At 62.4% G+C, this 19727-nt stretch carries 20 protein-coding genes; 5 read left to right on the forward strand and 15 right to left on the reverse strand.

Annotated elements, in window-relative coordinates; translation table 11 throughout:
• The coding region (locus NKJ91_RS23675) for a hypothetical protein (protein WP_352457482.1) at nucleotides 1–789 on the forward strand (789 nt) is incomplete at its 5' end.
• A 102-nt stretch (nucleotides 790–891) separates the two neighbouring features.
• Here the strand turns inward: NKJ91_RS23675 and NKJ91_RS23680 are convergent.
• The 4 genes from NKJ91_RS23680 to NKJ91_RS23695 are packed head-to-tail and all read right to left on the reverse strand — an operon-like array spanning nucleotide 892 to nucleotide 3514.
• A complete protein-coding gene (locus tag NKJ91_RS23680; RefSeq protein WP_352457483.1) occupies nucleotides 892–1446 on the reverse strand; it encodes a DUF2076 domain-containing protein in 555 nt (184 codons plus the stop codon).
• Nucleotides 1447–1478: 32 nt separating this feature from the next.
• A complete protein-coding gene (locus NKJ91_RS23685) occupies nucleotides 1479–2186 on the reverse strand; it encodes a Bax inhibitor-1/YccA family protein (RefSeq protein ID WP_352448927.1) in 708 nt (235 codons plus the stop codon).
• Between the two features lie 24 nt (nucleotides 2187–2210).
• On the reverse strand, nucleotides 2211–2984 hold the full coding sequence (locus NKJ91_RS23690; protein WP_023675066.1) for an anti-sigma factor family protein: 774 nt from the start codon (nucleotides 2982–2984) through the stop codon (nucleotides 2211–2213).
• Nucleotides 2981–3514, reverse strand: a complete 534-nt coding sequence (locus NKJ91_RS23695; protein WP_502896622.1) for a sigma-70 family RNA polymerase sigma factor — start codon at nucleotides 3512–3514, stop codon at nucleotides 2981–2983. The genes NKJ91_RS23690 and NKJ91_RS23695 overlap by 4 nt, the downstream gene beginning before the upstream one ends.
• 218 nt (nucleotides 3515–3732) lie before the next feature.
• Here NKJ91_RS23695 and NKJ91_RS23700 point away from each other — a divergent pair, with 218 nt between their 5' ends.
• Together NKJ91_RS23700 and mazG are read left to right on the forward strand one after the other, a co-directional pair.
• Entirely contained in the window at nucleotides 3733–4917 is a 1185-nt protein-coding gene (locus NKJ91_RS23700; protein WP_352457485.1) for an amino acid aminotransferase, read from the forward strand.
• A gap of 138 nt (nucleotides 4918–5055) precedes the next feature.
• Nucleotides 5056–5880: a nucleoside triphosphate pyrophosphohydrolase gene (mazG, locus tag NKJ91_RS23705; RefSeq protein ID WP_352457486.1), complete on the forward strand. Its 825-nt coding sequence runs from the start codon at nucleotides 5056–5058 to the stop codon at nucleotides 5878–5880.
• Nucleotides 5881–5886: 6 nt separating this feature from the next.
• Here mazG and hflX read toward each other — a convergent pair whose 3' ends face one another.
• The 8 genes from hflX to dusB all read right to left on the reverse strand — a co-directional run bounded on the left by hflX (nucleotide 5887) and on the right by dusB (nucleotide 16008).
• Nucleotides 5887–7278 carry a GTPase HflX gene (gene hflX / locus NKJ91_RS23710; protein WP_352457487.1) on the reverse strand — a complete coding sequence of 464 codons (1392 nt, stop codon included), beginning with the start codon at nucleotides 7276–7278 and terminating at the stop codon, nucleotides 5887–5889.
• Nucleotides 7279–7524 (reverse strand): RNA chaperone Hfq, encoded by a 246-nt coding sequence (gene hfq / locus NKJ91_RS23715; RefSeq protein ID WP_006202172.1) that lies wholly within the window; start codon nucleotides 7522–7524, stop codon nucleotides 7279–7281.
• 145 nt (nucleotides 7525–7669) lie between these two features.
• Nucleotides 7670–8533, reverse strand: a complete 864-nt coding sequence (locus NKJ91_RS23720) for a D-amino-acid transaminase (RefSeq protein ID WP_352457488.1) — start codon at nucleotides 8531–8533, stop codon at nucleotides 7670–7672.
• Nucleotides 8534–8621: 88 nt separating this feature from the next.
• Complete coding sequence (gene ntrX / locus NKJ91_RS23725) at nucleotides 8622–9983, reverse strand: nitrogen assimilation response regulator NtrX (protein WP_023675072.1); 1362 nt, start codon at nucleotides 9981–9983, stop codon at nucleotides 8622–8624.
• Nucleotides 9973–12258, reverse strand: a complete 2286-nt coding sequence (locus NKJ91_RS23730; RefSeq protein WP_352457489.1) for a sensor histidine kinase NtrY-like — start codon at nucleotides 12256–12258, stop codon at nucleotides 9973–9975. The genes ntrX and NKJ91_RS23730 overlap by 11 nt, the downstream gene beginning before the upstream one ends.
• A 128-nt stretch (nucleotides 12259–12386) precedes the next feature.
• Nucleotides 12387–13847, reverse strand: coding sequence for a nitrogen regulation protein NR(I) (ntrC, locus tag NKJ91_RS23735; protein ID WP_023675074.1), 1461 nt, complete (start codon nucleotides 13845–13847; stop codon nucleotides 12387–12389).
• Nucleotides 13844–14986 carry a two-component system sensor histidine kinase NtrB gene (locus NKJ91_RS23740; RefSeq protein ID WP_023675075.1) on the reverse strand — a complete coding sequence of 381 codons (1143 nt, stop codon included), beginning with the start codon at nucleotides 14984–14986 and terminating at the stop codon, nucleotides 13844–13846. Before NKJ91_RS23740 ends, ntrC begins: the two co-directional genes overlap by 4 nt.
• Complete coding sequence (gene dusB / locus NKJ91_RS23745) at nucleotides 14983–16008, reverse strand: tRNA dihydrouridine synthase DusB (protein WP_352457490.1); 1026 nt, start codon at nucleotides 16006–16008, stop codon at nucleotides 14983–14985. Before dusB ends, NKJ91_RS23740 begins: the two co-directional genes overlap by 4 nt.
• 180 nt (nucleotides 16009–16188) lie before the next feature.
• On the opposite strand from dusB, the gene NKJ91_RS23750 reads away from it, so the two are divergent.
• Both NKJ91_RS23750 and NKJ91_RS23755 read left to right on the forward strand, forming a co-directional pair.
• Nucleotides 16189–17409, forward strand: coding sequence for a bifunctional 2-C-methyl-D-erythritol 4-phosphate cytidylyltransferase/2-C-methyl-D-erythritol 2,4-cyclodiphosphate synthase (locus tag NKJ91_RS23750; protein WP_352457491.1), 1221 nt, complete (start codon nucleotides 16189–16191; stop codon nucleotides 17407–17409).
• Nucleotides 17406–17915, forward strand: coding sequence for a CinA family protein (locus NKJ91_RS23755; protein WP_352457492.1), 510 nt, complete (start codon nucleotides 17406–17408; stop codon nucleotides 17913–17915). Before NKJ91_RS23750 ends, NKJ91_RS23755 begins: the two co-directional genes overlap by 4 nt.
• Here NKJ91_RS23755 and NKJ91_RS23760 read toward each other — a convergent pair.
• The 3 genes from NKJ91_RS23760 to NKJ91_RS23770 form a co-directional block, all read right to left on the reverse strand.
• Complete coding sequence (locus NKJ91_RS23760; protein ID WP_352457493.1) at nucleotides 17891–18352, reverse strand: type II toxin-antitoxin system RatA family toxin; 462 nt, start codon at nucleotides 18350–18352, stop codon at nucleotides 17891–17893. The genes NKJ91_RS23755 and NKJ91_RS23760 overlap by 25 nt on opposite strands.
• Nucleotides 18353–18364: 12 nt before the next feature.
• Complete coding sequence (gene lipA, locus NKJ91_RS23765; RefSeq protein ID WP_352457494.1) at nucleotides 18365–19330, reverse strand: lipoyl synthase; 966 nt, start codon at nucleotides 19328–19330, stop codon at nucleotides 18365–18367.
• Nucleotides 19331–19467: 137 nt separating this feature from the next.
• Complete coding sequence (locus NKJ91_RS23770; protein WP_023675081.1) at nucleotides 19468–19725, reverse strand: GlsB/YeaQ/YmgE family stress response membrane protein; 258 nt, start codon at nucleotides 19723–19725, stop codon at nucleotides 19468–19470.
• Nucleotides 19726–19727 lie beyond the last annotated feature (2 nt).

Raw genomic sequence — 19727 nt, forward strand, 5'->3', positions numbered from 1 at the left:
CGACCAGCTGACGCCCGGTCGGGCGCTCACGTCGCAGCCGGCGGCACCGTTATGCGACATTTCTACTTTGCTGACATCGCGACATTCGAACTTGGTTGCAACACGCCTATAGCATCCGTTGGCGGCGAGATCAGGCCGGTCACTCTTAGACATTCGCAACAGCGCTGTGGGGCAACGGGCATGCTAGGGTTGGGAATCATGAACACACTCCCGCTGCTTGCAAGTCTTGCCCTCACCCTCGCCTGCGCGCTCACTGGCGCGCGAGCGCAGGACTTTGATCGTGCGCCAGGCGAGAACGACCTGGCTTTCGCCAAACGTGTTGTTGGGTTCGCCGACAATGCTGATCCGCACACCACAGCCGTGAGCTGGAACGGCCTCCAGACACTCTTCGTCGATTGCCAGACCGCTGAGGACTATCCGGAACGCCCGCTCGTCGCGCTGCAACGGCTAGCTGACAACAGATATCGCGCAATCCAGGTCACGATCGGTGAACAAGAGGGCGACACACCGGACATAGCGCTCGGCCTCGCCAACGCCGACCACGACCCGGCAAAGGAACTGATCGTGATACTTTCCTGGGCTCAGATGCACTACGATGTCGAAGGGACGCTCTACGAAGTTCGCATCTTCGATGGCCCTAAGCCAGGCCAGAAGGCGCTGACTCAATTGAAAGCGAGCCGGAAGTTCGACGCCACATGCGACTGCCATTGGCGCGACGGCACAACGAAGCACTTCCGCTTCAAGACGATCGCAGCGGTCAAGGCTGAACTGAAGCGCCTGGGTTATTAGCCGCCGGCGAGGGCTCGCTTCCCGGATGTTGCCCTCGCCATCTCGCCTATGCTGACCCGCAATCGTCCCCAACGCCGGCACAGGCACAGTCTGGGTCGCTCGTCAGAACTCCATATCACCGAAGTCACCGCCATTGTCGGAGCTGGCATCGCCTGCCTGATCGGCTTCGTCCGGCTGCGGCGTCGGCTGTTCAGCTGCCTTCGCTTCGCTGCCGCCAAACATGCCTGCGATCGCGTTGCCGAGCAGCACGCCGCCGGCCACGCCCATCGCGGTCTGCGCAGCGCCGGCAAGAAAACCGCCGCCTGCCCGCTGTGGCGTTTCCTGCGGCCCTTCAGTTGCAACGGAGGCGGTGCGCCCTACCCGCGGAACCGAGCCTGAGCGCCTGCCGCCGCTGCGGCCGAAGAAGCCGCTGAGCGGTCCACCGCCGGCCGGCTGCCGCGCCTGCTCCTCCAGTTCTTCTATGCGCGCCTGAGCTGCGTTCAGGGCCTGCTCCTGCACCACGATCGTCTGGGCCATGTAATATGGCGCCCCAGGCTGCTGAGTGATCTGGTCCTGGATGAAGCGCTCTGCTTCGGCATCGCGCGGCGGCGCCTGGCGCTCGGCGCTTGCCAACTTCTCGAAGAGCTGTCCGATCGCTTGCTGATCGTTTCTGTCCATGATGTCCAACTCCGGTCTTGGTTCAACGCCGGCTATTCGCGCTCGCCGGTGAAGTTCAACAGCAGTTGGAAGATGTTGATGAAGTTCAGATAGAGCGAGAATGCACCGAAGACAGCGAGTTTCTGCTGTGATTCCGCGCCGAAGTTTTCCGCATACTGCTCCTTGATCGTCTGGGTATCCCAGGCGGTGAGGCCGATGAAGACGGCGATGCCGATCACAGAGATCGCGAATTGGAGCGCGGTCGAGCCCAGGAAGATATTGACGATGCTGGCGATCACCACGCCGATCAGGCCCATGATCAGGAACGACGAAAACTGCGTCAGGTCGCGTTTGGTCGTGTACCCGTAAAGGCTGGTCGCGCCGAACATGGTGGCGGCGATGAAGAAGGTGCGTGCGATGCTGGTGCCGGTAAAGACCAGGAACACGGAAGCCAGCGACAGGCCCATGACCGCGCAGAATGCCCAGAACATCGCCTGGGCGCCGGCTGCCGACATCGCCTGCATCCGAAACGAGAACAAGAGCACAAAGGCCAGCGGGGCCAGCATCACCACCCATTTCAGCGGTGTGGAGAAGATCGGCACGTAAAGGGCGGGCGTGGAAGCCACCACGAACGCGATCACGCCCGTAACGACGAGGCCAAGGCCCATATAGTTATAGACGCGCAGCATGTGCCGGCGCAGGCCTTCATCGTAGACGGCTCCGGCTCGGGCTCCGGCCCCGATATATCCGAGATTGTTCATGTGGTTCTCCTTCTTGCAGGTCGATCAATAAAGCGTTTTGGCGAGCGCTTCGGCCGTGCGATCGAGACCGCCGACATCGCTGCGTCCGACGACCGCGTAGGCGACCTCGCCGATCTGGAAATAAGCCGAGGAAACTTCGCCCGAGGGAACGACGGTTGGCTTGACGACGTCGAATGTTCCGGGCCTGATCGCGAACAACGAGACCAGCCCCATCTCTTTCGTCTCGACAGCCATCTCGACGCTCGGTCCGAATTGCGATGGATAGATCTGCACGTCACGGACCGTCCAGTCCGCTGGCAGCGATGGCATCACGATCGCCGTCGCGGCGCGGATTTCGTCGGCATTGTAGCCGGGTGCTTCGGGTTGCGACGACATCGCCTCGCGCACGAGCGTCGTGCGGTGCGCCCGGACCGCGTCCTCCACATAGGCCGGCGGATGGGTCGAAGCGACGACTTCCGTCACCGATATCGGTCCGATGAGCCCGTTCGCAAGCCAGCCGGCAGCGACGAAGACAGCGACTGCCGCAACTCGCTGCAAAGCACCAAGGACGCGGCCGCGCGCCAATCCCCGCTCCAGCCGCCGTGCAGCATCGGCCGTCGCGGGCCGCGCCATGCCTTTCGATCCGGCAAGCGCCACGCGCAATTCGTCACGCATCCGTAAGTCGGACATCACCCGCGCGGCCGCGTCCGGGCGGGCCGAAAGGAACGCCTCGACCTCGATGCGACGAGCCACGTCCAGCTGATCGTCGACATAGGCGTCGAGATCGGCGCCGGTTACGGGATCGCGCAGTTGGTTCATGATCCACCTCCGACGATCTTCAGATGGCCTTTCGCGCGTGCCGGCACCGCGTCCTCCATCTCGCGCAGGGCCGCACGCGCCCTGCCGATGCGCGACATCAGCGTGCCAAGCGGCACGCCACTCACCTCAGCGGCCTGGCTGTAGCTAAGCCCCTCGATGGCGACGAGATGCAACGCCGAACGCTGCTCCTCCGGCAATTCGAAAAACGCTTCGCGCACCTGCGCCAGACGGACCGAATGTTCCTGCGGAGCCTGGACATTCGCCTCGGCGAGATAGCCGGCCTGTTCGATGCGCATTGCTTCGGATTTGCGGGACCGCAGACCGTCGATGAATGCATTATGGACGATCGACAGCAGCCATACGCGAAGATTTCCGCCGGAGCGGAAGCTGCCGCGTCGCTCATAGGCACGCACCAGCGCATCATGCACCAGATCCTCTGCATCGGCGCTGTCGCGCGTCAGCGAGCGTGCATAGCGGCGCAGCGAACCGAGCTGTCCCAGAATATCGAAGCGTGGCATCGGCCGTTTCATGTCCTGTTTACGGAGCAGGTCGGGATGTTAATCCCGCTCTCCCCGAAATTTTCTTACGGCTCGCCGCGTTCTCGTCCTGGGAGATATCGGGCCCGCTCTCGCCCGCCAGATAGTATCGGCCGCCCTCGAGGCAAACCGGCGCCGAGTTGGCGCATATGAAACTGCTGGCAAAGTACGGCCGGTTTGCGTATCACTCCGCCGCCAACGGAACCTTATCGATGTTCGAAAATCTCCAGCCCGCGCCTGCCGACAAGATCCTGGCCTTGATCGGTCTCTATCGCGCCGACCCGCGTCCCGACAAGGTCGATCTTGGGGTCGGCGTTTATAGGGATCGCGACGGCAAGACACCGGTGATGCGCGCGGTGCGCGAAGCCGAAAAGCGGCTGCTGCAGGGCCAGGATACCAAGACCTATCTCGGCCTTGCCGGCGATACCGCCTTCAACGCGGCGATGGCCAGGTTGGTGTTCGGCCCAGCCGCCGACCTGACGCGCATTCGTGCGGCGCAGGCGCCAGGCGGCTCCGGCGCGCTGCGGCTGGTTGCAGAGCTGCTGAAAAAGACCCGCACCGACGCGATGGTCTGGCTGTCGGATCCGACATGGCCGAACCACATGCCGGTGATGCGCGCCGCTGGCCTGCAGACACGCGAATATCCCTATTTCGACGCTGCTTCTGGTGCGGTTCGCTTCGACGACATGCTGAATGCATTGAGAACCGCGAATCCCGGCGACGTCGTATTGTTGCATGGCTGTTGCCATAACCCGACAGGCGCCAATCTAGACATCTCGCAATGGGCTGCCATTGCCGATCTTGTCGTTGAGCGCGGCCTGCTGCCCTTTGTCGACATCGCCTATCAGGGCTTTGGCGAGGGACTTGATGCGGATGCCGCCGGCTTGCGCCTTCTGGCGGCAAAAGTTCCGGAAATGGTCGTTGCCTCGAGCTGCTCGAAGAACTTTGCCGTCTATCGCGACCGAGTCGGTGCAGCGCTGATCATGGCGAAAGACGGCGCGCAGGCGGATTTGGCGATGGGCCAGATGCTGTCGGCGGCGCGCGCCATGTATTCGATGCCGCCGGACCACGGCGCGGCGGCGGTGCGCATCGTGCTTGAAGACCCCGCATTGCGTTCCGACTGGGAGGCAGAGCTTGAAGAGATGCGGCTGCGCATGCTGCGGCTGCGCGTTCAGTTCGCCGAGGCGCTGCGGCGGCAGTCCAACTCCGACCGTTTCGATTTCGTCGCCAGCCATCGCGGCATGTTTTCCCGGCTTGGCCTGTCGGAAGCGCAAGTCGAGCGGCTGCGCGCCGAGCATGCCATCTATATGGTCGGCGACAGCCGCATCAACGTTGCCGGCCTGCCCGAGGACGGCATGGATGCGCTCGCCAAGGCGATAGTCTCCGTGCTCGACTGATACTTTTTGCTAGTTAGGATCTTTCCGGAAACCGACTTCCACTTTCGGATCATGGTCTGGCCGCCCATCTGTGGACAAGACGCCCTCGCCGGCTGAAGCCGTTGGCCGCGCGGCCGGGTACAGGATAGCGTTCGCCTGATGAAACCCTCGAAAGACATTTCCCGGCTGATCGAGATCATGGCCGCGCTGCGGGCGCCGGAAACCGGCTGCCCGTGGGATATCGAGCAGGACTTTTCGACAATCGCGCCGTACACGATCGAGGAAGCCTACGAAGTGGCGGACGCCATTGCGCGCGGCGATCTGGACGATCTGCGGGATGAACTCGGCGATCTCCTGCTGCAAGTGGTCTACCACGCGCAAATGGCCGAGGAGGCCGGCGAATTTTCATTCGGCGATGTGGTCCTGGCCATCACCACAAAAATGATCCGCCGCCACCCCCATGTCTTCGGCGACGACAAGGCTCGCAGCGCCGGCATGGCCAAGGGCATGTGGGAAAAGATCAAGGCAGAGGAAAAGGCGGAGAAGCGCAGTGCTCGCCTCACCCGTGGGCTCGACCCGGAAGACCATGGCAAGGGCTTTCTCGACAGCGTGCCGGTCGCCCTGCCCGCACTGACCCGAGCGCTCAAACTGCAGGAAAAGGCCGCCCGCGTCGGCTTCGACTGGAGCGAGGCGGCACCGATCCTCGAAAAGATAGAGGAGGAGATCGGCGAATTGCGAGAAGCGCTGGCCAAAGACGACAGCGCGCCGATCAAGGATGAGTTCGGCGACATGCTGTTTGCGGTCGTCAATCTCGGCCGGCACCTCAAAATCGATTCCGAAGCGGCACTCAGTGGCACCAACGAAAAATTCCGATCGCGCTTCCACTATGTCGAGCGGACGCTGCAAGCGTCGGGAAACAGCCTCGAAGAGGCGACGCTGGACGAGATGGAAGCGCTCTGGCAGCAGGCAAAAAGCGCGAAGTAAACGCCTCTACCCGTTGTTTTGACGGCGCAATCGGCTTTCGATCTCCTGCCGAGCGCTGTGTGTAGCCTTGAGCGCGACGGTCACGCTGCCATCCTCATTGTCGTCGCGCGAGACGATGTCGCCGTTGCGGTAAAGCCAGTCGACGACGCCGAGTTGGTCGGGCTTGAGTGTGACGGTGAACGTCTCCAGTTCGCCCGACATCATCGTCTCGATGATCGTCTTCAGCGCATCGATGCCCTCGCCGGTTACCGCCGATATGGCGATCGGCGGTGCCTTCTTGCCGTCAGCACCATCGGCAAGCAGCCGCGCCCGGTTGCCCTCGTCGAGCCGGTCGATCTTGTTCCATACTTCGATGACGCGCTTGCTATCGCGGGCATCGACGCCGAGATCGGCAAGGATGCGCTCGACATCTTCGGCCTGCGCGGCCGTATCGGGATCGGAGATGTCGCGCAGATGAATGACGAGGTCTGCCTCGACCACTTCCTCCAGCGTCGCCCTGAAGGCCGCGACCAGATGCGTTGGCAGGTCGGAAATGAAGCCGACCGTATCGGAAAGGATGATCGGCGTGCCGTGCGTCAGGCGCACGCGGCGCAGCGTCGGGTCGAGCGTGGCAAACAGCATGTCTTCGGCCAGCACCCCTGCTCCGGTCATCCGGTTGAACAGAGTCGACTTGCCGGCATTGGTGTAGCCGACGATCGCCACCACCGGAAATGGCACCTTCTTGCGCTTGGCGCGATGCAGGTCGCGGGTGCGGCGCACAGTTTCGAGCTCGTGCTTCAGCTTGGTGATCTTGTCCTGCAGCACACGCCGATCCGACTCGATCTGGGTCTCGCCAGGGCCGCCGAGAAAGCCGGCGCCGCCACGCTGGCGCTCGAGGTGGGTCCAGCTCCGCACAAGGCGGCCTTTCTGGTAGTTGAGATGGGCAAGATCGACCTGCAGCGTGCCTTCCTTGGTGCGGGCGCGCTCGCCGAAAATCTCCAGGATCAGCCCGGTGCGGTCGAGCACCTTGGCGTTCAACTCTTTTTCGAGGTTGCGCTGCTGTACCGGGGTCAGCGGATGATCGACAATGACCACTTCCGCGTGGCCCTCTTTAACGATCTCAGCGAACTCCGCCACCTTGCCGCTGCCGAGCAAGGTCGCCGGGCGTGGATCGTTGACGGTCACCACCGCCGTGTGGACCAGGTCGAGGTCGATTGCGCTGGCGAGGCCGACGGCCTCGTCGCGACGGGCCTCGGCGGAACGGCTCAGGCGGGGGCGGTTGGTGTCGTCGTCGCCACGAGGTTGCCGGGTAAGCACCGGCACGATAACCACCGCCCGGGTCGGGCCGTTGGCCTCTGTCCCGGTCTGATGTGCTGGTTTTCCGCGAACGCTGCGGTCCGCGTCTTTCTCACGTGCCAATCAGGCGCCCTGGCTTTCCTCACCATCGAACATCTGAACCGGCTGGCTCGGCATGATCGTGGAAATAGCGTGCTTGTAGACAAGCTGGGAATGGCCGTCGCGACGCAGCAGAACGCAGAAATTGTCGAACGAAGTGACCACGCCGGTCAGCTTCACGCCGTTGATGAGAAAGATGGTGAGTGGATTTTTGCTCTTGCGAACTGAATTCAGGAACAGGTCCTGAAGATTTTGCGATCGTTCCGCCATTGTTCTTGTCTTTCGCCGATCCCCTTCGGTTTGCAGGCCAATGCGCCAAATTAGCCGGCACATGTCAAGCACGCAAACACCATGTTGCCGTCAGTAACGACAAGCAGAACGAGATATATTGATGTTCATTCCATCTGTGCGGTTATCAGGCTGGACTTTTTTCCGCAACGTCAAAAAAGGCCTGCCGTAATGAAACTGTTAGCGAGCCCGGGTGGCCGTTGGCGACGGGAGCGCCATCGATCGCCACCACCGGCATGGCAATCGTGGTCGCGGAGCTGATGAAAACCTCGCGCGCGGCCTTGGCTTCGGCCACCGAAAAACCGCGCTCCTCGATCTTCAGGCCGAGCTTGGCGGCCACGTCGAACAGCGTCGTACGGGTGATGCCGCGCAGGATGCCGTGCTCGGCCGGCCGCGTCACCAGCACGCCATCCCCGGTGATGATCCAGGCGTTCGACGATCCACCTTCCTTGACGGTGCCGTCGACATCGACGAACCAGGCCTCCTGAGCGCCGGCTTCCTTGGCTTTCTGCTTGGCCAGCACGTTCGGCAGTAGGCCGACCGACTTGATATCGACCCGATCCCACCGGTTCTCCGGCACCGTGATAACCCGGATCCCGCTCTCGGCCCGCTTCGCGGCAGCTGCAGGATCGGCTTTTTTGGCAGTCACCACCAGCGACGGCTTCGTGTCCGCCGGCGGGAAGAAAAACTCGCGGCTGGCGACGCCGCGTGTCACCTGGACATAGACCAGGCCGTCGACGACATGGTTGCGGCGCACCACCTCGCGCATGACGAGCGGCAGCACGCCGCGCGTGATCGGCCAATCGATCGAGAGTTCGGCAAGTGAGCGGTTCAATCGGGCGAGATGGCGCGGCATGTCGACGATGAAGCCTCGTGCCACCTCGCAGACCTCGTAGACGCCGTCGGCGAATTGATAGCCACGGTCCTCGATATGCACGGAAGCTTCGGCGTGAGCGACGTAGCGCCCGTTCACATACGCAATGCGCGGCATGGCTAATCCCTGAAAGAAGTCCAGCTTTCTTATGCGATTCCAAGACCGCCGTAACCGATAATTGGGTGGGCCACGACTGGTTTGGCTGTCAGACGCCCAGCGACTTCAGCTTGCGGTGCAATGCAGAGCGTTCCATGCCGATAAACTCTGCCGTCTTCGAGATATTGCCGCCAAAACGGTTGATCTGGGCGATCAGATAGTCCTTCTCGAATTGTTCGCGCGCTTCCCGCAGCGGCAGCGCCATTATGTGCTGATCGGATTTGTTTGGAGTGCGCGGCATGACGTCGCCGATCTCGGCAGGCAGGAGATCGGCGGTGATCGGCGCATCGACATCGTCGCCGCGCGCCAGGATCATCAGCCGCTCGACATTGTTGCGCAACTGGCGAACGTTGCCCGGCCAGTTATGCGCCTGCAGCACCGCCAGCGCGTCGTCGCCGATGCGGCGCGGCTTGATGCCGGCCTGGCGAGCGATCTGCTTCATGAAATTGTCGACCAGATAAGGAATGTCCTCGCGACGCTCGGCCAGTCCCGGCACCATGACCGGAACCACGGCCAGGCGATGATAAAGGTCCTCACGGAAACGGCCGTCGGCGATCATGGCTTCCAGGTTCTGCGAGGTCGACGAGACGATGCGCACGTCGACCTTGACCCGCTTGGTGCCCCCTACCCGCTCGAACTGCTGTTCGACCAGCACGCGCAGGATCTTGTTTTGCGTCTCGCGCGGCATGTCGGCCACTTCATCGATGTAGAGAATGCCGCGATGGGCTTCCTCCAGCGCGCCGACCTTGCGTTCGACGCCGTTCGATTCGGTGCCGAACAACTCGATCTCCATACGCTCAGGCGTGATGTTGGCGGCGCTCAGCGTCACAAACGGTGCACTCTTGCGCGCCGACAGTGCGTGGATGGCGCGCGCCGCCAGTTCTTTGCCCGAGCCGGAGGGGCCAATGATCATGACGCGGCTGTTGGTCGGCGCGACGCGCTCGATGGTCTGGCGCAATTGGCTCATTGCCGACGACATGCCGATGAGGTCGAAAGTCTCGCCGCTGCGCAGCTTGAGATCCGAAACCTCGCGTCTCAATTTGGAGGTTTCGAGCGCCCGTTCGGCAATGAGGATCAGCCTGTCGGCCTTGAATGGCTTTTCGATGAAATCATAGGCGCCGCGGCGGATGGCCGAGACTGCCGTTTCGATATTGCCGTGGCCCGAGATCATCACCACCGGCAGGTTCGGGTGCATCGTCTTGATCTCGTCCAGCAAGGCCAGGCCATCGAGCCGCGAGCCCTGCAGCCAGATGTCGAGGAAGACCAGCCTGGGTGCCCGGTCGGCAACCGCCGCAAGCGCGCTGTCGGCGTCAAACGCCGTGCGTGTTTCGTGACCTTCGTCGCTCAGGATACCGGCGACGAGTTCGCGGATGTCTTCCTCGTCATCGACGATGAGAATATCAGACGCCATTACCGACCTTTTCAGTTTCTTTTTCGTGTTCCGTCTTGCCCTCGCCGCGTACCGGAACGGTGGCGGCAACCGGCAGGATGATGCTGATCATTGCACCCCGCCCATCGTGGAAGTCCGCTGGTGCATCGTGCAATTCGAGTCGCCCGCCATGGTCCTCCACGATCTTCTTGACGATAGCGAGGCCAAGCCCGGTGCCTTTCTCGCGTGTCGTCATGTAAGGCTCGAGCAAGCGCTGCCGGTTTTCGCGCGGCAAGCCCCTGCCGTTGTCGATGACGTCGATTCGAATCGCGCCATTCTGACGCCCGGCTTGAATCCGGATTATGCCGTGCGGACGATCCTCTGCATCAAGTCCGTCGATGGCTTCGGCAGCATTCTTGATGACGTTGCCGAACGCCTGCGCCATCAGCCGGCTGTCGAACGTGCCTTTGAGCGGCTCATTGCCGAAGACGCGCTCGAAGGTGATGTCGGCGCGGCTCACTTCGACCAGGAACGAGGCTTCGCGCAACGAATCGCGCAGATCGATGGCCTTCATTTCCGGTTTCGGCATGCGGGCGAACGCCGAGAACTCGTCGACCATGCGGCCGATGTCCTCCACTTGCCGGATGATGGTGTCGGTGCATTGATCGAAAACCTCACGGTCCTCGGTGATGACCTTGCCGTAACGGCGCTTGATGCGCTCGGCCGAAAGCTGGATCGGCGTCAGCGGGTTCTTGATCTCGTGGGCAATGCGCCGCGCCACGTCGGCCCATGCGGAGGAACGCTGTGCCTGGACCAGATCGGTAATGTCGTCGACTGTCACGACGTAGGATTTATCCTCCGAACCGTCGTCGCCGGCTTCAATCGTGATCTGCACGTTGAAGGTCCGTTCGGTGCCGGCACGATAGAAGGTGACCTGTTCGCGATAGACCGGCTTGCCCGATTTGCGGCCGATCTCGAAGACGCGGCCGACATGCGGCAGCACGGCGGAAAGGTTCTGCCCAAGCGCTGCCGTGGCGGATATGGCCAGCATCGTTTCGGCCGAACGGTTGACGATGGTGACGATCCCATATGGATCGACGCCGATGACCCCGGCGGTGACGCCGGCAAGCACCGCCTCCGAAAAGCGCCGCCGCTCGTCGATCAAATCCTTGGCCGACAGGATCTCGTTGCGCTGCGATTTCAGCTCCATCAGCATCTTGTTGAAGGTGTCGCCGAGCGAGGCGACGTCACCGTCGGAGGGGCGGACAGGCACGGCTACGTCGAGATTGCCGGTAGCGACCTCATCGGCCGCGCCGATGAGCTGACGAATCGGCCGCACCAGGCGGTCGGCCACCGCAATGCCGGTCCAGATGGCGGACAGGATGATGATCAGCGTCAGCGACAGATAGGGAAGCGCGAAAGCCACTTGCGAGGTGCGGCGATTGTCTTCGAGACCGCGATATTCGGCGGTGTTGGATTTGACGATCTGCCGCGCCTTGATCACCTCGGGATCGACGAGGCGGATGGTGTAGAGATAGAGGCCGTCGATCTCGCGCAGCTTGACGATGGCACCCATGATGTTGCGGGTGCGCGGTTCTATCAGCACCGGCTTGCCGTCGGCAGCGCTTGCCACGGCGCCCTTAGGCGGCTCCGGCATGGCAAAGTCCGCGTCGGTCTTGGCGCTCATAACGAAGGAACCATCGGGCTTGATGAGTGCTGCGTGCGCCAGCGAGCGTCCCACCGCCTCCTTGTTCATGAGGTCGAGAAAACCGGTACGATCGAGGCCATAAAGCGTGCGCGAAGCGTCGAGGTCGTAAGCCATCGACAACGTCGTGCCCTGAAGATTTCGCGCGTTTTCCTGCACATAGGCGTCAGCGATAGACAACGACGAATTGACGATCGTCTTGGTGCGGATCTCGAACCAGCGGTCGAGGCCGATGTCGAGCGTGATCGACGCGATGATCGCCACCATGATCGCGGGGATGGCGGCGACTAGCGCAAACATCGCCACTATGCGCACATGCAGGCGCGACGCAGCCTTGCCATGCCGTCGTGCCATCAGAATGCGATGCACCTCGCGGCCGACCAGCAAGATCAGAAACAGGACGAACGCCGCATTAAGCGCAATCAGCGCCAGCGTCGTCCTCGCGTCGGGCGTGATCGGCGTCGCGCCGACCAGAATGGCGAAGGAGATCGCCGCCGTCACCAGCGCACCGGCAACGGCGATCACGCCCGGCAGCGCGAGCAGCCGGCGACCGTCTCGCGCGCCCGTATTGCTGAAAAGCGATTTGCTCAGTGTCGGTGCGTGCAGGGCCATGTCGCCGTCTAGAGCCAGTAATTGCGTCGGATGTATGCAACGCATTGTGGCGATTATGCAACAAGTGTGGCCGAGACGGAAATCTTTCGGCAATCGATCCCCTGGAAAGCGCTCGTAAAGGGATTCGTCTAGACCTGCCTGGACGATTTGTAGACGTTGACGCCGAGTTCGCGAATCTTTTTGCGCAGCGTGTTGCGGTTGAGCCCCAGCAATTCGGCGGCCTTGATCTGGTTACCGCGCGTTGCGGTCATCGAGGCGAGGACCAGCGGGTATTCGACCTCGGAGAGGATTCGCTGATAGAGCCCGGCCGGGGGCAAGTCGCCGGCAAACGAGGCAAAATAGCGTTGCAGGAAATGCTCCACCGCCTGGCCGATGGAAAGGTCGTCGGGAATGAGGTTGCCGCCACCTGGAACGACAGGCCTTTCGCCGGTCTTCAACTCCGCCTCGATGATCTCGGCGGAAATCTCGTCCTGCGAATACAGTGCGGCCAGCCTGCGGATGAGGTTTTCGAGTTCGCGCACATTACCGGGCCATGGGTAGCGCTTCATCAGCTCGATGCCGCCGGTGGAAATGCGCTTGGTCTGCAGGCCTTCGCTGGCGCCGAGCTTGAAGAAGTGCCGGACGAGGTCCGGAATGTCCTCCGATCGCTCGCGCAGCGCCGGCAGCCTGAGCGGCACAACGTTCAAGCGGTAGAACAGGTCCTCGCGGAAAAGCCCCTGATTGATCAGCGTGCGTAGGTCTTTGTTGGTAGCGGCGACGATGCGCACGTCGGTCTTGATCGGCGTGCGGCCGCCGACCGTGGTGTATTCGCCCTGCTGCAGCACACGCAGCAGCCGCGTCTGCGCTTCCATCGGCATGTCGCCGATCTCGTCGAGGAAGAGCGTGCCGCCTTCGGCCTGCTCGAAACGGCCAGTGGAGCGGTTCTGTGCACCGGTAAAGGCGCCCTTCTCGTGCCCGAATAGTTCCGATTCGATCAGGTCGCGTGGGATCGCCGCCATGTTGATGGCGACGAAGGGGCCACCACGACGACGGCCATATTCATGCAGCGCGCGCGCCACCAGTTCCTTGCCGGTACCCGATTCGCCTGAGATCATCACCGTCAGGTCGGTCTGCATCATGCGCGCCAGCATGCGGTAGATGTCCTGCATGGCCGCCGAGCGGCCGACCAGCGGCATCGTTTCAGGCGGCTCGTCGGCACGCGTATCGATCTTGGGCCGCCGCGGCTCGGAAAGCGCGCGGTTGACGATGTTGAGCAGCTCCGTCAGGTCGAACGGTTTCGGCAGATATTCATAGGCTCCGGTTTCGGAGGCCCGGATCGCAGTCATGAACGTGTTCTGCGCACTCATGACGATGACCGGCAGTTCCGGTCGCGCCTTCTTGATGCGCGGCAGCATGTCGAAGGCGTTCTCGTCAGGCATGACAACGTCGGTGATAACCAGATCGCCCTCGCCCGCCGCAACCCAGCGCCACAGCGTCGAAGCATTGGAGGTGACACGCACGTCGTGGCCGACGCGCGAAAGCGCCTGGTTGAGGACTGTGCGGATGGCCGCATCGTCGTCAGCGACGAGAATATTGCCGCGAACGGTCATTTGCGGTCTCCTTCACCGTCGTCGTCGGTGCCAAACTGAGTTTCTTTCCACGCCGGCATCAGGATACGGAAGGTGGTCCCGCGCGGCGTCGATTCGCATTCAATAATGCCGCCATGCTCGCCGACGATCTTTGCGACCAGCGCCAGACCGAGACCGGAGCCGTTCGGCTTGGTGGTGATGAAGGGATCGAACAGGATCGGCAGGATATCCTCGGAGACACCCGAACCGTTGTCGCGCACGCAGAATTCCAATGGCAGCGACACGCGGTCCTGAGTCCCGGGTACGGAAACACGGATGCCCGGGCGGAAGGCGGTCGACAGCATGATCTCGCCCTGCGGATCACTGCCGATCGCCTCGGCGGCATTTTTTACCAGATTGAGAAACACCTGGATGAGCTGGTCGCGATTGGCAAAAACCGGAGGCAATGATGGATCATAATCCTCCAATATCTTGATCCGCTTGGCAAAACCGTTCTTGGCGATTGCCTTGACATGGTCGAGCACGACATGGATGTTGACGGGGTAGCGGTCGATCGGCCGCTCGTCCGAAAACACCTCCATGCGGTCGACCAGCGAGACAATGCGGTCGGTCTCGTCGGTGATCAGCCTGGTCAGTGCGCGATCCTCGTCGGACGCCGACAGTTCAAGCAGCTGCGCGGCACCACGAATGCCCGACAGCGGGTTCTTGATCTCATGGGCAAGCATCGCGGCAAGGCCGGTGACCGAGCGCGCCGCACCGCGATGCGTCATCTGCCGGTCGATCTTGTCGGCCATTGAGCGTTCCTGGAACATTACCACGACGGAGCCTGGAAATTCCGTCACAGGCGCGACGTAGAGATCGACCACCTTCTCGATGCCGAGCCGCGGCGACGACACGTCCACCCGGTATTCGTTGACTGGCGCCCGGCGCTCGCGCACCTGGTCGACAAGCGTCAGCAGCGGACTGCCGAAAGGAATGAGCTTGTGCAGCGTATTGCGCGCGAGCATCGTGGCGCTCGAACGGAAAAAATCCTCGGCATCGGCATTGGCGAAGGTGATGAAGCCTTGCGGATCGACCATGATCACCGGCCGGCGAATGGTGTTGAGCACAATATGCGCGGCGTCCGCCATATCCGTGCTCTGTGTGACGGTGGCGTTCATGCCGCACTCCGCAGGTTTGCCGCCTCGGGAGCGCTTGAAAATACGTCGCGCAGCAAGGCAACGACACGCCCAGGCTCGAAGGACGTGAGTATGGCCTTGCGCCGGTCGTCGCTTGTCGCGGCGTGGCGGTCGAGATACCAGCCGAGATGCTTGCGCGCCTGGCGCAATCCGCTTTCCACGCCATAGAGCGTCAGCATGTCTTCGTAATGGCCAATGACGTAGTCGCCCAGCGCTTGCGGGCTGGCCGGCATGCCGGCTACCGGCTCGGCCAGCGCGGCCGCTACAATGCTGCCGGCCGTCCAAGGCGCGCCATAGTGCGCGCGGCCGATCATCACCGCGTCGGCGCCGGACTGGTCGAGGATCGACGCAGCCTCCGCCGGCGAGCCGACATCGCCATTGGCAACCACAGGGATCGAGACGGCCTGCTTGACGCGTGCAATGGCACGCCAGTCGGCCGTGCCCTGATAGAACTGGCAACGCGTGCGGCCGTGCACCGTCACCATCATCACCCCGGCCTGCTCAGCGCGTCGCGCCAGCATCGGCGCGTTGAGCGCGCCTTCGTCCCAGCCGAGCCGCATCTTGACCGTGACCGGCACGTCGACCGCGCCGACTACCGCTTCGATCAGCGACAGCGCGTGGTCGAGGTCTCGCATCAGTGCCGAACCGGCATAGCCGCCCGTCACCTTCTTGGCCGGACAGCCCATATTGATGTCGATGATGTCGGCGCCTTCGCCGGCTGCGATTCGCGCGCCCTCGGCCATGTGCACCGCCTCACGGCCGGCAAGCTGGACCATGTGGACAGGCAGCCCGGAATGACGGATGCGCAGGCCCGAGCCAGCCCTGCCCTTTGCAAGCTCCCCGCTCGCCACCATTTCCGAAACAACCAGCCCGGCGCCATGCGCATGGGCGCGCTGCCGAAACGGTTCGTCGGTGATGCCCGACATCGGCGCGAGAAACACGCGGTTGTGGATTCTCACGCCACCCACATCCAGCGGCGAAGCCAATTTGGTCACATCAGGCATGCACAAAAACCAAGCACCTTCGGTTGCTGCACATTCTCTAGCCAGAATGATGGCAATGTGCAACGCGCAATGTCGTGATATTAAGGCGCATTTGGGAAAATACGGATCGCCGCACCGCATCAATCCTGGGTCTTCCGAAAGCGATACCACTTTTCGGGATCATGCGCTAAGCGTCTCGGCATGAGAGATGTCAACGAAAAGCAAGCTGCGGACGACAAGGTCGCGGTGGTCATCGTTGCCGCCGGCCGCGGCGCGCGCGCCGGACAGGCCAAGGGGCCGAAGCAGTACCAGCAGATTGGCGGCGGCGCCGTTATCGCACGCACGCTCGACGCCTTTCTGACGCATCCGAAAATTGGAGCTGTCGTCGTTGCTATACATGCCGAAGACGACGCGCTTTTCCGCCGCGCCGCCGGCGCGAACGCCGACCGTGTCGTCGCGGTGATCGGCGGTACGTCACGCCAGGAGTCCGTCCGGCTTGGACTGCTGGCGTTGAGAAGCCATGCGCCGGGCCGGGTCCTGATCCATGATGCGGCTCGGCCGTTTGTCGATGCGGAACTGATAGACCGTACGATCGCCGCCATTGAAGAGCGCCAGGGAGCGCTGCCTGCTTTGCCCGTTGCCGATACGCTGAAGCGCGAAACGGCCGAAGGCATGATCGGCGAAACAGTGTCCAGGGCCGGGCTCCATGCCGCACAAACACCACAAGGCTTTCCGTTCTGGCCGATCCTGGCCGCGCACGAAAAGGCTCATCATCTGGGCAAGGCGGATTTTACCGACGATGCGGCAATCGCCGAATGGGCGCATATTCCGGTGAAGATCGTTCCCGGCTCGCCGGACAATGTCAAACTGACCTGGGCACGGGATATTGCAATGGCGGACCAGCGGCTTTCCAGCGCCCCACGTTTTCCCGACATCCGAACCGGCAATGGCTATGACGTGCATGCGTTCGAGCCCGGCGACCATGTCACCCTGTGCGGCGTCGCCATTCCACACGACAGGAAGTTATCCGGCCATTCGGATGCCGATGTCGGTCTCCATGCCTTGACCGACGCCCTGCTGGCCACCTGCGGCGCCGGTGACATCGGCACGCATTTCCCGCCCTCCGACCCGCAGTGGAAAGGGGCCGCTTCACGCATCTTCGTCGAACACGCGGTGAAGCTGGTGCGCGAGGGCGGCGGGCGCATCGCCAACGCCGACATCACCCTGATCTGCGAGGCGCCGCGCGTTGGCCCGCATCGCGAGGCCATGACCGAAACGCTTTCTGCAATGCTGCGAATTTCGCGCGACCGCATCTCGATCAAGGCGACAACCAATGAGAAGCTCGGCTTCGTCGGCCGTGAGGAAGGCATAGCGGCCATCGCGACCGCCAGCGTTGTATTTCCAGGGGATGTCCCCGAGTGAGCAATAGCGATCTCGCAGATGCCCTGCTTCAGGCCTGCCAGCAGCGCGGCATCATGCTGGCGACGGCGGAGAGCTGCACCGGCGGCATGATCATCGCCGCGCTGACCGACATCGCCGGCTCTTCCGCGGTGGTCGATCGCGGCTTCATCACCTATTCCAACCAGGCCAAGACCGAGATGCTCGGCGTCTCGGCCGCTACGCTCGAAGCGCACGGCGCGGTCTCGCGCGAGACTGCGGTGGAGATGGCGGCCGGGGCCTTGGCGCATTCGCCGGCCGGTCTCGCGCTGGCGGTGACTGGCATCGCCGGTCCGGGCGGCGGCTCGGCGGAGAAACCTGTCGGCCTGGTCTGGTTCGGCGTTGCCGTGGCTGGCCGGCCGGTGGTCAGCGAATGCCAGCTGTTCGCCGACAAGGGCCGTGATTTCATTCGCCGGGAGACGGTCCGACATGCGCTTGAACTGGGTCTGCGCGCGCTCGCCGCGGATCAGGCTGCCGATGGCGCGCCGTAGATGATTTCGGCACGTTTCTCGAACGCCTCGGAGAACATGCGGAAGGCGCGGTCGAACATGGTTCCCATGAGCGCACCCAGAATGCGGCTCTTGAACTCATAATCGATAAAGAAACAGACGTTGCAACCGCCGCCGTCCGCCGGGTCGAAGCGCCAGACATTGCTGAGATATTTGAACGGGCCGTCGATATATTTGACGTCGATGGCGTTCTCGTCGGGCTTCAGCAGCACCTGCGTGGTGAAAGTCTCGCGGATCGCCTTGTAGCCGATGCTCATGTCCGCGATGAGCAGGGTGCGTCCGTTGCGTTCCTTGCGCGAACGAACCGTAAGTGCCTCGCAAAGCGGCAGGAATTGCGGATAGGATTCGATATCGGCAACCAGAGCGAACATCTGTTCCGGCGTATGCGCGACGCGGCGATGGGCTTCGAATTGTGGCATGAAACCAGTGTGTTAGGCGGACTTCCTGAGAAACGCTTCGCGCGCCGCGCGCAACCTGGCAAAGTCGTCCCCGGCATGGTGCGACGAGCGCGTCAGCGGGCTCGACGCTACCAGCAGGAAGCCCTTGGTCCTGCCGATCGTCTCAAAGGACTTGAATTCCTCCGGCGTGACGAAGCGGATCACCGGATGGTGCTTCTTCGACGGCTGCAGATATTGGCCGATGGTCATGAAGTCGACATTGGCCGAACGCAAATCGTCCATCAGCTGCAGGATTTCGTTCCGCTCCTCGCCAAGACCGACCATGATGCCGGACTTGGTGAAGATCGAGGGGTCGAGTTCCTTGACCCGCTGCAAGAGCCTGATGGAGTGGAAATAGCGCGCGCCCGGCCGAACCGTCAGATAGTTAGACGGCACGGTCTCGAGATTATGGTTGAAAACATCCGGCTTGGCCGCCACGACGATCTCCAGCGCACCGTCCTTGCGCAGGAAATCGGGCGTCAGGATTTCGATCGTCGTCGACGGGGTTGCTGCCCTGATCGCACGGATGACATCGGCAAAATGCTGGGCCCCGCCATCGGCGAGATCGTCGCGATCGACGGAGGTGATGACGACATGGCTCAAGCCCATTTGCTTGACCGCATGCGCGACACGCGCCGGCTCGTCGGGATCGAGTGCGGTCGGGATGCCGGTGGCGACATTGCAAAAGGCGCAGGCCCGCGTGCAGATCTCGCCCATGATCATGAAGGTGGCGTGCTTCTTCTCCCAGCACTCGCCGATATTGGGGCAGCCCGCCTCTTCGCAAACCGTCACCAGTTTGTGAGACTTCACGATTTCGCGCGTCTCGGCATAGCCTTTCGACATCGGCGCCTTGACGCGGATCCAGTCAGGCTTGCGCAGTACGTCCTGATCCGGCTTGTGCGCCTTTTCGGGATGCCGCAGGCGCGGCGCATTGGCAATCGTGTCGAGGACGGTGACCATGTGAAACCCGGCTCATTGGCAAGCGCTTGTCCAGCGCTCGCTCTTCCCACGTCATCTAGGACTTTTCGGCGAAAAGAAAAAGGCCGCGATCACGCATGCCGCGGTGGCCTTTTTCGCATAGCAAGTGCCGACAGAGGTTAGCGGCGCACCAGTCGTCCGACCGCAATCAGAATGCAGGCACCGATGAAGCCGGTGATCAGATAGGCTATCCAGCCGACGCCGAAGATGCCGATGTTCAGGGCCTGCAAGATGGCGTTCAACACGATTGCGCCGACAATGCCGAGAACAATGTTCATGAGGATGCCGGTATTGCTCTTCATGACCATCTCGGCGAGCCATCCCGCCAGGCCGCCGATGATGATGGCTGCAACCCAGCCCACGCCGTTCATTTCCATAT

The organism is Mesorhizobium sp. M0040 (assembly GCF_040323505.1).
Lineage (GTDB): Bacteria > Pseudomonadota > Alphaproteobacteria > Rhizobiales > Rhizobiaceae > Mesorhizobium.

Coding starts and splice junctions, on each gene's coding strand:
- ntrC (WP_023675074.1), bottom strand. CDS start 13,847: ATGACCGTTCGCGGCAATATTCTCGTCGCTGACGACGATGCGGCCATC.
- NKJ91_RS23740 (WP_023675075.1), bottom strand. CDS start 14,986: ATGAACGCCACCGTCACACAGAGCACGGATATGGCGGACGCCGCGCAT.
- NKJ91_RS23750 (WP_352457491.1), top strand. CDS start 16,189: ATGAGAGATGTCAACGAAAAGCAAGCTGCGGACGACAAGGTCGCGGTG.
- NKJ91_RS23770 (WP_023675081.1), bottom strand. CDS start 19,725: ATGGAAATGAACGGCGTGGGCTGGGTTGCAGCCATCATCATCGGCGGC.
- dusB (WP_352457490.1), bottom strand. CDS start 16,008: ATGCCTGATGTGACCAAATTGGCTTCGCCGCTGGATGTGGGTGGCGTG.
- NKJ91_RS23680 (WP_352457483.1), bottom strand. CDS start 1,446: ATGGACAGAAACGATCAGCAAGCGATCGGACAGCTCTTCGAGAAGTTG.
- NKJ91_RS23700 (WP_352457485.1), top strand. CDS start 3,733: ATGTTCGAAAATCTCCAGCCCGCGCCTGCCGACAAGATCCTGGCCTTG.
- NKJ91_RS23730 (WP_352457489.1), bottom strand. CDS start 12,258: ATGGCCCTGCACGCACCGACACTGAGCAAATCGCTTTTCAGCAATACG.
- hfq (WP_006202172.1), bottom strand. CDS start 7,524: ATGGCGGAACGATCGCAAAATCTTCAGGACCTGTTCCTGAATTCAGTT.
- ntrX (WP_023675072.1), bottom strand. CDS start 9,983: ATGGCGTCTGATATTCTCATCGTCGATGACGAGGAAGACATCCGCGAA.
- NKJ91_RS23760 (WP_352457493.1), bottom strand. CDS start 18,352: ATGCCACAATTCGAAGCCCATCGCCGCGTCGCGCATACGCCGGAACAG.
- NKJ91_RS23695 (WP_502896622.1), bottom strand. CDS start 3,514: ATGAAACGGCCGATGCCACGCTTCGATATTCTGGGACAGCTCGGTTCG.
- NKJ91_RS23720 (WP_352457488.1), bottom strand. CDS start 8,533: ATGCCGCGCATTGCGTATGTGAACGGGCGCTACGTCGCTCACGCCGAA.
- lipA (WP_352457494.1), bottom strand. CDS start 19,330: ATGGTCACCGTCCTCGACACGATTGCCAATGCGCCGCGCCTGCGGCAT.
- mazG (WP_352457486.1), top strand. CDS start 5,056: ATGAAACCCTCGAAAGACATTTCCCGGCTGATCGAGATCATGGCCGCG.
- NKJ91_RS23685 (WP_352448927.1), bottom strand. CDS start 2,186: ATGAACAATCTCGGATATATCGGGGCCGGAGCCCGAGCCGGAGCCGTC.
- NKJ91_RS23690 (WP_023675066.1), bottom strand. CDS start 2,984: ATGAACCAACTGCGCGATCCCGTAACCGGCGCCGATCTCGACGCCTAT.